At 69.7% G+C, this 12996-nt stretch carries 12 protein-coding genes and 1 pseudogene; 6 read left to right on the top strand and 7 right to left on the bottom strand.

Translation table 11 applies throughout. From position 1 onward, the window contains the following. Positions 1–183: 183 nt before the first annotated feature. The 3 genes and pseudogenes from LR394_RS04015 to LR394_RS04025 form a co-directional block, all read left to right on the top strand. Positions 184–501 (top strand): annotated as a pseudogene (locus LR394_RS04015) (PadR family transcriptional regulator); the annotation flags it as partial. Positions 502–629: 128 nt separating this feature from the next. After that, the gene (locus LR394_RS04020; protein WP_231438977.1) at positions 630–1778 is read left to right on the top strand and encodes a hypothetical protein; all 1149 of its coding nucleotides are present in this window, start codon (positions 630–632) and stop codon (positions 1776–1778) included. 2 nt (positions 1779–1780) lie between these two features. Further along, complete coding sequence (locus LR394_RS04025) at positions 1781–2428, top strand: hypothetical protein (RefSeq protein ID WP_231438978.1); 648 nt, start codon at positions 1781–1783, stop codon at positions 2426–2428. A gap of 72 nt (positions 2429–2500) precedes the next feature. Here the strand turns inward: LR394_RS04025 and LR394_RS04030 are convergent, their stop codons facing one another. Further along, entirely contained in the window at positions 2501–4201 is a 1701-nt protein-coding gene (locus tag LR394_RS04030) for a S8 family peptidase (protein WP_231438979.1), read from the bottom strand. 639 nt (positions 4202–4840) lie between these two features. Here LR394_RS04030 and LR394_RS04035 point away from each other — a divergent pair. After that, positions 4841–5413: a SigE family RNA polymerase sigma factor gene (locus LR394_RS04035; protein ID WP_231438980.1), complete on the top strand. Its 573-nt coding sequence runs from the start codon at positions 4841–4843 to the stop codon at positions 5411–5413. Here the strand turns inward: LR394_RS04035 and LR394_RS04040 are convergent. The 5 genes from LR394_RS04040 to LR394_RS04060 all read right to left on the bottom strand — a co-directional run bounded on the left by LR394_RS04040 (position 5410) and on the right by LR394_RS04060 (position 10082). After that, positions 5410–5763 carry a DUF952 domain-containing protein gene (locus tag LR394_RS04040; RefSeq protein WP_231438981.1) on the bottom strand — a complete coding sequence of 118 codons (354 nt, stop codon included), beginning with the start codon at positions 5761–5763 and terminating at the stop codon, positions 5410–5412. The genes LR394_RS04035 and LR394_RS04040 overlap by 4 nt on opposite strands. Beyond that, positions 5760–6974: an AI-2E family transporter gene (locus LR394_RS04045; protein ID WP_231438982.1), complete on the bottom strand. Its 1215-nt coding sequence runs from the start codon at positions 6972–6974 to the stop codon at positions 5760–5762. Before LR394_RS04045 ends, LR394_RS04040 begins: the two co-directional genes overlap by 4 nt. Positions 6975–7080: 106 nt before the next feature. Then, entirely contained in the window at positions 7081–8379 is a 1299-nt protein-coding gene (locus LR394_RS04050) for a coiled-coil domain-containing protein (RefSeq protein WP_231438983.1), read from the bottom strand. Positions 8380–8755: 376 nt separating this feature from the next. Continuing rightward, the gene (mce, locus tag LR394_RS04055) at positions 8756–9193 is read right to left on the bottom strand and encodes a methylmalonyl-CoA epimerase (protein WP_231438984.1); all 438 of its coding nucleotides are present in this window, start codon (positions 9191–9193) and stop codon (positions 8756–8758) included. A gap of 67 nt (positions 9194–9260) precedes the next feature. Beyond that, positions 9261–10082 (bottom strand): Fpg/Nei family DNA glycosylase, encoded by an 822-nt coding sequence (locus LR394_RS04060; RefSeq protein WP_407936980.1) that lies wholly within the window; start codon positions 10080–10082, stop codon positions 9261–9263. 160 nt (positions 10083–10242) lie between these two features. On the opposite strand from LR394_RS04060, the gene LR394_RS04065 reads away from it, so the two are divergent. Continuing rightward, positions 10243–11433: an acetyl-CoA C-acetyltransferase gene (locus LR394_RS04065; protein WP_231438986.1), complete on the top strand. Its 1191-nt coding sequence runs from the start codon at positions 10243–10245 to the stop codon at positions 11431–11433. Positions 11434–11486: 53 nt separating this feature from the next. On the opposite strand, the gene LR394_RS04070 is transcribed toward LR394_RS04065, so the two are convergent. After that, positions 11487–12407, bottom strand: a complete 921-nt coding sequence (locus LR394_RS04070) for a hypothetical protein (protein WP_231438987.1) — start codon at positions 12405–12407, stop codon at positions 11487–11489. Between the two features lie 215 nt (positions 12408–12622). On the opposite strand from LR394_RS04070, the gene LR394_RS04075 reads away from it, so the two are divergent. Next, positions 12623–12988 carry a thiamine-binding protein gene (locus LR394_RS04075; RefSeq protein ID WP_231438988.1) on the top strand — a complete coding sequence of 122 codons (366 nt, stop codon included), beginning with the start codon at positions 12623–12625 and terminating at the stop codon, positions 12986–12988. The last annotated feature ends 8 nt before the right edge of the window (positions 12989–12996 follow it).

The raw sequence follows: 12996 nt of genomic DNA on the forward strand, positions 1-12996 counted from the left end.
ACCGGTTCGTCCCACACGCATGCGACCCGTCACGTCCGCTCCGGCAGATTCACCAGCCACTGCGCAGAAGGACACGCCGCTCCCGCATGGTGGACGGTACTGCGCATTGCGCGGTACCTTCCCAAGTGCGGCAGCGGCCTCAGGTGGATGAGGCGGCGGCCTGAGCCGGAGGTCGGGAGAGAGATGGATACGACGCAGTTACTCAAGGGAGTGCTGGACGTCGCGGTGCTGGCGGTGGTCTCGCAGGAAGACGGGTACGGCTACGACGTGGTGCGGCGGTTGAGGGGGGCCGGCCTGGAGGGGGTCGGCGACGCCTCGGTCTACGGCACCTTGCGGCGGCTGTACGCGGGCGGGTCGCTCACCTCCTACGTGGTGCCCTCGGACGAGGGTCCGCACCGCAAGTACTACGGCATCACCCCGCGTGGCCGGGAGGAGCTCGGCGCGCAGCGGATCACCTGGGCCGGGTTCGCCGACACCATGACCGCGCTGCTGGCCGAGTCGGAAAAACCGGCGCACCAGGCAAAACCGGTAGAGCCGGTTCCGGGCGAGCCGCAGGACCCGGAACGAGAGCAGACCAGTAACACCGTGCCGCTGACCGAGCGGCGCCGCGTGGCTTCGGAGGGAACGCGATGAGCACGCTGATCGAGGCACCCGGCCCGGTGCAGTACGTGGCCGCAGTCCGCCAGGAACTGGGTGATCTGGGCCCGGACGAGGTCGAGGAGCTCACCGGCGGGCTGGAGGCCGACCTGGTCGACGCTCTGGCCGACAGCCGGGCCACGCTGGTGGAGATGTTCGGGCGCCCGGAGGTGTACGCCGCCGAGCTTCGGGCCGCGGCCGGGCTTCCCCCACGCGCCGAACCCCGCAAGCGCTCGTTCCGGCCCACGAACCGGATCCGCAGCCAGGCCGAGCGGTTCGAACGCTGGCTGGACAACCAGTCTTTCGGCCCGGACGTGCGGGCCTTCGCGGTCACCGTCCGGCCGGTGTGGTGGGTTTTCCGGGCGCTGGTGATCTCCCAGCTGATCCTGGCGCAGCTGACCGACGGCGTGGGCTGGATGCCCTACGGATTCACCCAGTGGCTGCTGTTCGTGATCCTGGCCGTGATCAGCATCGAGGCCGGCCGGCGCAACCTCGCCGAACGGGACGCGCTGCGCCGCCGGCTGATCAGGGCGGCGGACGTCATCGCCGGGATCGCGCTGATCCTGGCCTTCTTCACGCTGCTGGTCGGCTCCCAGCCGGGTCCCCCCGCGGCCGCCGAATTCGTCGGAGGAGACGCGGACTCCGAAGTCATGGCTCAGTCCGACGGCATCTACAACGGCAGCCAACCGGTCCGGAACATCTTCCCGTACGACTCCGAGGGCAACCCGCTCGAGGGTGTGCAGCTCTTCGACGAGCAGGGCCGGCCGCTCCAGCCGGTCGAGCGGGAGTTCAGCGACAACGCCGAGAACGGCTGGAACTACGTCGAACTGGTTCCGGCGCAGACCGCTCAGGGGCAGGAACGGTTCAACGTCTACCCGCTGCAGGAAAGGATCTCCGGCTACGACGAGAACGGCGAGGAGCTCCCGTCCACGATCCGCGCGCCCAGAGCGCCGGACCGGATGCAGTTCCCGGTGACCGTGCCCACTCCGGCCGAGGCAACCGCAATCACGCCCTCCGCCGAGCCCTCTCAGATGCCCAGCCAGGAGCCCACTCAGGGACCCAGCCAAGGGCCCAGCCAGGAGCCGACCGCAGAAGCCACGCCGGGCAGCGAGACCCCGGAACCGACCGACCAGGGGGAATGACGGTGCAAACGCTCCAGACCAGCAGCCGGGTGGGCGATTACGTCGAGGCGGTACGGGCCGAACTCGACGATCTGCCGGCCGAGACGATCGGTGAGCTCACCGACGGTCTGGCCGCCGACCTGACCGAATCGATAGCACCACAAGAGGTTCCGGCCCTGCGGTTCGGCCCGCCGAAAACCTATGCGGCGGAACTGCGAGAAGCCGCCGGTCTGCCCGGACGCGGCCGGCTCCGGCTCCCGAACGGCCGCACCTGGACGTTCCTGCGGGGTCTGTCCAGGGCCTTCGACACAGTGCGGGAGGACGTCCGCGGTCAGTTCGGCGCGGCCCTCGCCGGCCAGCGGTGGTGGCCGGTCCTGCGCGATCTGGCCCGGGCGGTTCGCCCGGCCTGGTGGGCCTTTCGCGCCTTCCTGGCCTACTGGTACATCTCGCAGTTGGGCAGCCAGCCGAACCACGAGCCGCTGGGCCGGGATCTCGGCCTGCCGCACAGCCCGCTCACCTGGCTGGCCATGCTCGGCCTGCTGCTGGTGAGCGTGGAACTCGGCCGCCGGCGGCAGCCCGCGGTGGTCGGCGCGCTGGTGCTGATGCTCAACCTGTGGCTGATCACCCTGGTTCTCCTGGTGCTGCCGCCCGAGCTGTACTGGGCCTGGTAGGCAACCATCAGCAGAGGACGTCGGTGCCCACCCGAGGTGCGCACCGACGTCCTTTGTTGACTGCAGTTGGTTTTACAGCTTGCCGGTCACCGCCGCCTTGGCGTTGACGATGCCGTTGCCGTAGAACCCGTTGTTCTTCTTCGGGCCCTCACAGGTGGACTGGCTGGTGGAGACCACCCCGGTCGGCAGGATCCGGGTGTAGGTGACGGTTCGCGGAGTCGGGCAGGCCTTCTCCTTCGCCGAGTTCAGCAGCTTGGCCTCGGTCTTGGCCGGGCTCAGCCCCAGTCCGCTCTTGTCCTTCTTGCCGTACTCGCTCACCACCAGAGCAGCCACCCCGGCGGCGTGCGGCGAGGCCATCGAGGTGCCCTGCAGGTACTGGTAGTACGCGACGGTCTTGCCCTTGGTGGACTTGACCACGGCCGGGTTGGTCGGTTCGCCGTTCTCGTCGATGTCCCCGTTCAGCTCCGCCAGGTGCTTGGGGTAGGCGGCGAGGATGCCGGCGCCGAAGTCACGCTGCTGGTCGGCCGTGTCGTAGGTGTCGCCACCGGGGGCCGCCACGTCGCTCACACCCAGGCCGTAGCTGGAGTAGTAGGCCTTGCGCTCGCTCTGGCCGGTCGAGGTGACCGTGACCACGCCCTTGCTCTGGGCCGGGACGTTGAGGCAGGAAGCGTCGACCGTGCGCTCGTGCGCGACGCCTTCAGGGTAGTTCGGCGAGGTGGTGTCCTGCCGGGACTTGGTCAGATCGTGGTTCTCGTTGCCCTCGGCCGCCACCGGCAGCACGCCCTTGCCGCGGGCGTAGTCCACCGCCCGCTGCACCGCGGTCCGGGTGACCTGCTGCTGCTTCTGCTGCTCCGGGGTGTCGGCCGGGTTGTTCGTGCAGTTGTACAGCCACGGGTCGACGTAGTAGCTCATGTTCACCACGTCCACGCCGATGTCGCCGGCGTAGGTGAGGGCGTCCAGGGTGGCCTGCAGGAAGAAGTAGCCCGAGTCCTGACCGGCCCGGATGTTCACCAGCGTGACGTCCGGCGCCACCCCGGCGATCCCGATGCCGTTGACCGGCGAGCCGATCGTGCTGGCCACGTGCGTGCCGTGGCCGTCGTCGTCGACGTCGGCCGGGTCCTTGCAGCTGGCCACCTCGCACGGCCCGTCGATGTCCGGGATGTCGGTGACGAAGTTGCGCGAGAGCTTCTTGCTGAAGTTCGGCGCGATGTCCGGGTGGCTGCCGTCCACCCCGGTGTCGATGATCCCGACCAGGACCTTCTTGCTGCCCTTCTGCTTGGCGTAGGAGCCCTTCTTGGTGGCGTCGATCTGCTTCATGTCCCACTGCAGATCGGCCAGCGGCTCGCTGCTGGAGGTCTTGCCCGCACCCTTCGTGCTCGCCGCGCCCTGGGCCCCGGCCTGCTTGCGCAGCACTTCGATCTGCGCGGCGTCGGCCTTCTTGGTCTCGGGGGCCCGGCCGATCACCTGGTTCGGCGCGGCACCGAGGACGGACTTGTCGGCGTTCACCGCACTCTGGAAGCCGGCCTGGTCGCTGCGGGCGACCACGTAGCCGAGAGCGGCGTTCTCGGCGAGAACCGTGCCTCCGGCCTTCTGCACGGCGGCCTTGGCGGCCAGGGTGCCGCCCGCCTCCTGCAGGACGATGTAGTCGCTCGCCGTGGTCTTCTGGGTCACGGCTGCGGGTGCCGGTGCGGCCGAGGCCGGGGTGGTGGCCACCAGTGCGGTCCCGGCGACGGCGGTGATCGCCGTCGCCAGATAGACGCCCAGTTGTCGCATCGATTCGGTCCCTTCGTCGCGGATGTGTACGCGGATGGAACGGGTCGGCAAGTGCCTGCCGTGACGGTGGCGAAGGAGCCGCGAACCGGCAGAAACAGTTCACATACCGGGATGACTTATACATGTTCTCCCGTCCGGATTGAACAGAACCGGACGTTTTTGTGACCAGAGACGTCTCCCGGTTCGGGCAGCGGTCGGCAGCCTGTTGGTCGCGCAGAGTAATTTGGGACGAATCTGTCCGTTCGCGAGCAGAAGGTCCCCGTCGGTGGGTGGTGGCCGGGCGGCGGTGAACTGATTCCCTCTTGTTACATCGGGCCGCGCCCGAGGCGAATGACCCGAAGTTCATTCGTATTCACCCGGCCACGTTCGGTGATTCTCGAGCGGGGATGTATCACCGCGAGGGGCTGTCGGCTCTCCGGAGGGTCCGGTCGTCGGTGGTGACCGGTTCTTCGATGGTTGCTACGGTGAGTGACATGGGTCGGGAAACTGGATGCTGAATCCGTACCTACGGCTAGCTCCTTGCACAGAAAGTCTCAAGGTCCGGTTAGGCTGGCGCCCAATTGCGCGGATGCGGCGGCCAAGGCCGGTTCATGGGGGCGCGGTTCGGTGAACGGTGAGTCCTGCGAGGGGAATGTGGTTGTGCAGCAGCCTGTCGACGCTTCGGCAGACGATGCTGTCCCCGTTCCCGCGGCCACGCCGGTGACCGAGCACGAGATGCCCGCCCCGCTGGTCTTCGAGGAGTTCGTGGCCACCCGCGGCCCGAGCCTGGTGCGCCTGGCCCGCGGTCTGCTGCGCGACCCGTACCTGGCCGAGGACGTGGTGCAGGACGTGCTGGGCCGGGCGCTGCTGCAGTGGCACCGGGTCAGCGCGGCCAACGACGTGGACGCGTACGTGCGCCGGATGGTGGTCAACGCCTGCACCTCGTTCTTCCGGCGGGCCGCCCGGCGCGAGCGCACCACCGACTCGGTGCTGGTGCTGGACACCCCCTCGACCGACGGCGCGCAGAACCGGGCCGAACGCGACCAGTTGATCGCCCTGTTGCGCAAGCTGCCGGCCAAGCAGCGCGCGGTGCTGGTGCTGCGGCACTACGAAGGCCTGCCGGACAGCGAGATCGCCGTGCTGATGAAGTGTTCCGAGGTCACGGTGCGCAGCAACGCGCACCGTGGCCTGGCCAAGCTGCGGGACATGCTGACCGCGGTGCCCGCCGCTTAAGACACTTCGGGCACCTGCGGGCCGGTGAACTCCAGCACCGCCACCACGGCCGCGGTCGGGATCGGGCCGTAGAAGTGCGGGAACGGCTGGTCCGCACCCGGCACGTCGTCCCACCTCATCTCGGTGCCCTGCTGCGCGCACAGTTGCTCGTCCACCACCAGCAGCCGTAGTTCGCCGGCCGGCAGGTCGGCGTAGAAGCGCTGGTACACACCCACGGCCTGGGCCGGGGTCGAGCAGTGGATGAAGCCCTCCTGCTCCAGGGTGACGCCGCGGGTGGAGATCGAGTAGCTTCCGGCGGCCACCGCCGCGGCCCAGTCCTGGGCCAGGGCGATGTGCAGTACCCGGGTCATGCCCGCTCCTGCCGGGGGATCACGACTTCCTGGATGATCAGCAGGATCGCAGCGGCGATCGGGATCGCGATCAGGGCGCCCAGCACACCCAGCAGCGCCCCGCCGCCGAAGGCCGCGATCAGCGCCACCGCACCCGGCACGGCCACCGTGCGGGACATGATCCGCGGCGCGATCAGATAGTTCTCCAGCTGCTGGTAGACCAGGTAGTACACGGCCGCGATCACGGCGATCTGGACCGACTGGAACAGCCCCACCAGCACCACCAGAATCGCCCCGATGGTGGCACCGACCAGCGGGATCAGGCCCAGCAGGCCCACCACGAAGGCCAGCACCGCGGCGTACGGGATGCCCAGGACCAGCATCATCACGTAGCTCAGCACCCCGTTGATGGTGGCGATCGTGACCTGCCCGGCCACGTAACCACCGATCCGTTTGAGGATCTCGTCGCCCAGCCGGCGCACCCGGTCACGCCGGGTCCGCGGCACCAGCCGGTAGCCCGCCTCGGCGATCGAGTTCAGCGAGGCCAGGAAGTACAGGGTCAGGATCAGCACGGTGAAGGTGCTGGCCAGGCCGGACAGCACGGCCCGGCCGGCGCCCAGCACCCCGCCGAACACCTGCATCACGGTGTCGCCGCTGCTGGCCCGGTCGCGGATCTGCTGGCTGAGGTTGTCCACCACGCCGTACTCGGCGTTCAGCTCGTTGATCCAGGGCGTGCGGGTGAGGTTGTCGACCTGGTCGGGCGCGGATTCGATCAGCTCGCTGGCCTGCTCGACCATGTCCGGGATGACCACCGCGGCGAAACCGCCGAAGATCCCCAGCACGCCGAGGAAGACGATGGCCACCGACCAGCCCCGGCCCAGCCCGCGGCGCTGCAGGAAGCGCACCACCGGGTCCAGGCCGACCGCCAGGAACGCCGCGATCACCACCAGGGTGATGGTCTGCGACAGGTCGGCGACCACCTTCATCAGCTGCCAGGCCAGCAGTGCGCCGATGGTGGCCACGAAGCCGAAGTAGAACGGGCCGTTGCGGTTGATCGGCGGTCCGGGCCGGCCGAAGCGCGGATCGCCCTTGAGCCGCCGCTCCTCGCCCTGAGGATCGGCCTGCGGGTCGGGTTCACCGGCCGGGTGCTCGGGGGTGGGCTCGGCGATCGGCGCGGGCTCGGGGGAGGACCCTAGGCTCGAGGGCTCTTCGGGGTCCGACTGCTGGGACACAGCGCAGGGCTCCGTTCTGGGGCAGGTAAGCGGGGGTTTGGGCATTGTTGCCCAAACCCGGAAACGCCGCCCGGTAAGTAACCGGACGGCGCCTGCGAGTAGAGGTTTAGCGCTTGGAGCCTGCGGGGGCGGCGTCCGGCAGCACGATGGTGCGCTGCTCACCGTCCTGGCCGCCGTCGTGCGGCTCGTCCTGCGGGTTGTGCGCGGCGGCCTGGGCCGCCTGGTTCAGCGTGCCCACGTTCATCGGCATGCTGTTGCCGAGCAGCGCCCGCAGCTGGTCCAGGTGGCCGGTGATGCTGTCGCGCTGGCGGATCAGTTCGTCCACCTGGCGCTGGGCGGCCCGGCGGTTGCGGTCGGCCTCGCCCTTCGCCTCGGACAGCACCTTGTCGGCGTGCGCCCGGGCCTCGGCCATCACCTGGTCGGCGTTGCGCCGGGCGTTGCCGACCAGCGTCTTGGCGTGCTCGTCGGCGTCGCGCCGCACCGCTTCGGCCTGGGCCACGGCCTTCCCGGCGCGGGTCTCGGCGGCCGCGGCGCGCTGCTCGGCCTCGGACACCAGCTGGGTGGACTGGGCGACCGCCTGCTCGTGCCGCTCGGCGTCGAGGCGCTCGGCCTCTTCCCGCCGGGCCGCCAGCTTGACCTCGAGGTCGGTGCTCATCTGCTCGGCCCGGCTGCGGGCCTCCTCCAGAGCCGCGGCCGCGGCCGCGCGCATCTCCTCGGACTCCCGCTTGGCGGTGGAGCGCAGCTCCTCGGCGTCGCGCTTGGCGTGCCCGCGAGCCTCGTCGGTGTCCCGCTTGGTGGCCGCCCGCAGCTCGGTGACCTCACGCTCGGCCGTGGTGCGCAGCCGGGCCAGCTCGCGGTCGACGTTGGTGCGCTTCTCCGACGTCTCGTGCTCGGTGACCGACTTCAGCTTCGAGGCCTCGCGCTCGGCCACGGCCAGCATCTCGTCGGACTTGCGGGTCGCCGTGGCGACGATGTCCTCGGCCTCACCGGTGGCCGTGCGGCGCAGCTCCGCGGTCTCCCGCTGGGCCACCGCCGTGGTCTCGGCCGCCTCGTTCTGGGCCGCCGCCCGGTGCTGGGCCGCCTCGACCCGGGCCTGGGCGACCGCTTCCTCGGCCTCCTTGGTGGCGGCCGCGATCACGTCGCTGGCCTGCTCCTCGGCCAGCCGTAGCAGCTGCTCGATCCGGGAACCGAGGCCGCTGTACGACGGGCGCTCGACCTCCCGCAGCTGCCGGTGGGACTCGGCGACCTCACCGGAGAGTTTCAGCGCCCGGGTGTCGAGTTCCTCGACCCGGGATCTGGCATCACGCAGGGAGGACTCCAGGGAGGCGATTCTCTCCTCCACCTGCGCGCGGTCGAAACCACGCATGACGATCTGGAATCCATGGGGGCTCTGTTCGCCGGCCACTACTCAGTCCTCCCTGACGGCCCGCCGCCCGGGCCTAGACGTTCCTGTGTGCCTCGTGATTGTCCGTGCGTCTGCTCGCGCCCCGTCACGCCGCGAACGCCGAGCCCTTCACCCGGTGCCAGGCAGCGTACTCCGACCGCGCCTGGGGGGAAGGTGGCCAGAAGCGTCAAAATGCAGCCTGTTCGCTCGATAGGTGGCGGACTCCGCGAAGAGTGATCGTACGGTGCGTTTCAAGGTCATCCACGGATTGCAACCGCGATTTCGGGGCATGTAACCAAGTCTTGACGCGAACGCAGACGAGTTTGCCGTTTCGTCGCCGATTCGACGCCTGATCGGTAACCGGCCAGATCCGCAGGTCAGCGCGTTCTGATCCGGTTCAGGGCCTTGCTGCCGGTTCGACCAGTTCGATCAGAACGCCACCGGCGCTCTTGGGGTGGATGAAGTTGACCCGGCTGCCGGCCGTCCCGCGCCTGGGCTCCTCGTACAGCAGGCGGGCGCCCCGCTCCCGCAGCGTCGCGCAGACCTCGTCCAGGTCCTCCACGCGATAGGCGATCTGCTGCAGGCCGGGCCCGGACCGGCCGATGAACCGGGCGATCGTCGAGTTCTCGTCCAGCGGCGCGAGAAGCTGGATCCGCGAGTCGGAATCGCCCACGGCCAGCATCGCCTCGATGACCCCTTGTTCCTGGTTGACCTCGCGATGGACCTCGTGCAGCCCCAGCACGTCGCGGTAGTAGGCGAGGGCCGCGTCCAGGTCGGGCACGGCCACCCCGACGTGGTCGATGGCGGTGAACAGGCCGGCCGGTACCGAGGTCATGGCCGCCAGCCTAGGCGCGGGTCCCGGTCTCGGACCGGGTGCTGGTGTGACCCGCGCCACCTGGTCTTCACGACGGCTGGTCCTTGGGACACCAGTACAGGTTGCGGGCCACCATCTCCTGCGTGGCCACCGGCGTTCCGCACTGCCGGCACGGCTGCCCGGCCCGCCGGTAGACGTAGTGCGAATCCTCGCGCCGAACGGTCGCGGCGGTACGGCGGCCGCGGGGCCGGTCGTCCGGCCGCGTGGTGATGATCTTGCCGCTGCGCACTCCGGCGCGCATGAGTACCTGCAGGTCCGACCAGAGTTCCTGCCATTGCTCGAAGCTCACTTCGCGGCCCGGGCGATGCGGGTCGATGCCGTGCCGGAACAGGATCTCGGCCCGGTAGACGTTGCCGATGCCGGCCACGACGGCCTGATCCATCAGTAGCGCGCCGATCGCCGTCCGGGACCGGCTGATCCGGGCCCAGGGCTGCTCCGGATCACTGTTCCTGCGCAGGGGATCGGCACCCAACCGGCCGATGACCTGCTGCCGGGCCACCTCGTCCAAAAGCTCGCAAGCGGTAGCCCCACGCAGGTCGGCCCAGCCCTGTTCGCTCTCCAACCGCAGCCGCAGCGCGCCCCAGGGAGCGGCCGGCTCGCCGCGGCCGTGCTGGAACTTCCCGTAGAGGCCGAGGTGGACGTGCAGCCAGACCGGCTCCCGGTCCCCACTCGGGCTCACGTGCACGAAAAGGTGCTTACCCCAGGCATCGGTGCTGGTGATCGTGCCGCCGTCGAGCAGGGCGACCCCGGCCGCGAACTTGTCCTGCAGCGCGCTGGCCCGCACCAGCGAGCCGGTGAAGAGCTGGTCCAGATCGCGGGCGAGCCGGTGGATGGTGTGGCCCTCGGGCAGGGTGGTCTCCGGTTCTCGGGGGCACTGCGAGGTGCAGTGCCAGTGCAGTACTGCAAGAGATTGCAGGTCTTTCGGCCAACCGTGAGTAGAGCAGATTCCCTCCCCGCCGCACTTGTTAAGTTGGACGCACGTCCGCGAGTCGAGCCCGAGCGAGGTTGCCGTGACCGACCAGACCGTGATTGTTGCCGGAGCGCGTACCCCGATGGGCCGCCTGCTGGGCTCGCTGAAGGACTTCAGCGCCCCGGAGCTGGGGGCGATCGCGATCCGGGGTGCGCTGGAGAAGGCCCAGCTGGATCCGGCGCTGGTGGATTACGTGATCATGGGCCAGGTGCTGCAGGCCGGGGTCGGCCAGGGCCCGGCCCGGATCGCCGCGGCCCAGGCCGGGATCCCGATGACCGTGCCGGCAATCACCGTCAACAAGCTCTGCTTGTCCGGCCTGAACGCGATCGCCACCGCCGATGCGCTGATCCGGGCCGGCGAGGTCGAGATCGTGGTGGCCGGCGGGATGGAGTCGATGACGCGGGCGCCGCACCTACTGCTCGGCAGCCGGGAAGGCTTCAAGTACGGCGATGCGACGCTCAAGGACCACATGGAGCTGGACGGTCTGTACGACGCCTGGACGGATCAGGCGATGGGCGCGCTGACCGAGGCGGCCAACGTGGACGACCGCTCGTTCAGCCGGGAGGAGATGGACGCGTTCGCGGTGGACTCACACCGCAAGGCGGCCCTGGCGGCCAAGAACGGGGTGTTCGACGACGAGATCGTCCCGGTGCCGATCCCGCAGCGAAAGGGCGACCCCCTGATCTTCGCCACCGATGAGGGAGTCCGGCCCGACACGTCGCTGGAACTGCTGGCGCGTCTGCGTCCGGCCTTCCGTAAGGACGGCACGATCACCGCCGGTTCGTCCTCGCCCATCTCCGACGGGGCTGCCGCTGTGGTGGTCATGTCCCGCACCAAAGCGGAGGCCCTGGGCCTCACCTGGATTGCCGAGATCGGCGCGCACGGACAGGTCGCCGGCCCGGACTCCACGCTGCAGTCCCAGCCGGCCAACGCCATCCGGGCCGCCCTAGCGCGCGAAGGGCTGACCGTAGACGCCCTCGACCTGGTGGAGATCAACGAAGCCTTCGCCGCGGTGGGTCTGGCTTCCACCCGGGAGCTGGGCCTTGATCCGTCGCGGGTGAATGTCAACGGGGGTGCGATCGCCACTGGGCACCCGATCGGGATGTCCGGCGCGCGTGTGGTGCTGCACCTGGCTCTTGAGTTGGGACGTCGGGGTGGCGGAGTGGGGGTAGCGGCGCTTTGCGGCGGGGGAGGGCAGGGCGACGCCCTGATCGTGCGGGTCCGTAGGTAGGGCCTGTCCTAGCCGGGTTTTTGCTTACGGACGTTGTTGGTCGGCGAACGCGCTCAGCCGAGTTCGCGTTCGGTCGGCTCGCGCAGGAGCGGGACTGACTGGAACGCCGTGACCGCGGTGCCCACCATGCACAGCACGATGCCGATGTTCGGCGACCAGTGCACGGTCCGCGTCCCGAACGGCCCGGCCGACGTCTCCATCCCGCTGGTCAGGCCGATCACCGTGAACAGCAGGTAGCCGAAGAACCCCAGCAGGCTCAGCCCGAGCAGGGTCAGGCCGGCGGTCGGGCGCAGCCGGCTCCGGCGGGTGAGCACCACCAGCAGCCCGAGCAGCATGCCGAACAGGAACGACAGAACCAGGACAGCCGGCCGGACCTGCCAGGTGAGCAGGAACCCGGCCTCCTGGTAGCTGACGAAGGGCAGCACGGAGCCCAGTGCGACCGCCAGCGCTGCGCTCAGAGCGATCCACTGGCTGGTCCGGAATCCGGTCTGGCCAAGGATTTTGGTGATGCCGGCGAAGAGCTGATCGGGGACGGCTGCGGTCCCGGGGGATCGGCCGGTGCGGTTCGTGGGTGGCTGGGCCGGTCCACCGAGCTGAGCCTCGAGGGGCTGGGCAGATTGAGCTGGCGAGGCGGCTGAGTCTGGGGCGGTTGGGCCGGGCTGCGGCGAGGCCCAGGCGGCCGGCGGATTCGGGCTGCTCCAGTACACCTTCGGCGTGGCCTGCGCGGCAGTGCTCCGGGTCGGCTGCGAAGCGTCCCCGGCGGTGCTCTGGGTCGGCGGCGCAGCGTCTCCGGCCCAGATCACCGGGTCTGCGGTTGCCGGCTCTTCACTGCGGCTGACCACTTCTTCCGGCACCCAGAACAGCCAGCCCTGAGGCGCGGCCGGCCACGCCGGATCCGGCTGCCAGCCTTCCGGTGGGTCCCAGCCCTCGGGCGGCGCGGGCCATCCGGGCGGCGGATTGAAGCGAAGTGCCATCTGGCGTGCCTGCCCTTCCGCGGCCGTTCCGTCGACCTTGCCAGGCGTCCGCCGTGAGCGGCGCCTGTCGTGACGCAGAGCCTAGCGACGCAGTGATCATCAGCATCCTCAGCCGCTGCCCGACGGCTCCGCGCGGCACGACATCATCGCAGTTCAGCTGCCTCTTGTTATGGAGGCGAAATGTTTGCCGGGCAACTGCGGCTAGGGTGGACCGCGTGTTGTTCGCGTTCTCGGTCGCGCCCAGTGGGGCCGGCGAATCGGTGTCCGCGGCGGTGGCCGATGCAGTTGCCGTCGTCCGTTCCTCCGGTCTGCCCAACCACACGGATTCCATGTTCACCACCATCGAGGGTGACTGGGACGAGTGCATGGACGTGATCAAACGTGCCTGCGAAGCGGTGGGCCGGCACGGCAACCGGGTCTCGCTGGTGCTCAAGGCCGACATCCGCCCCGGGTACGCCGGCGAGATGGACGCCAAGGTCGACCGGCTCGAGGCAGCCCTCGAGGCGCGCGCAGGCCTGCCCGGCACCTCCCAAGGCCAGGACGGCCCGGCCACCGGCGTAGCGCCGGTGCCGACCGACTGATCCGGAGC

It is taken from the genome of Kineosporia babensis, from assembly GCF_021129305.1.
Classification (GTDB): domain Bacteria; phylum Actinomycetota; class Actinomycetes; order Actinomycetales; family Kineosporiaceae; genus Kineosporia; species Kineosporia babensis.

What these genes read in the sequence shown, in the direction of transcription:
- LR394_RS04020 (WP_231438977.1), top strand. Translation starts at nt 630, where the DNA reads ATGAGCACGCTGATCGAGGCACCCGGCCCGGTGCAGTACGTGGCCGCA.
- LR394_RS04030 (WP_231438979.1), bottom strand. Translation starts at nt 4,201, where the DNA reads ATGCGACAACTGGGCGTCTATCTGGCGACGGCGATCACCGCCGTCGCC.
- LR394_RS04040 (WP_231438981.1), bottom strand. Translation starts at nt 5,763, where the DNA reads ATGACCCGGGTACTGCACATCGCCCTGGCCCAGGACTGGGCCGCGGCG.
- mce (WP_231438984.1), bottom strand. Translation starts at nt 9,193, where the DNA reads ATGACCTCGGTACCGGCCGGCCTGTTCACCGCCATCGACCACGTCGGG.
- LR394_RS04070 (WP_231438987.1), bottom strand. Translation starts at nt 12,407, where the DNA reads ATGGCACTTCGCTTCAATCCGCCGCCCGGATGGCCCGCGCCGCCCGAG.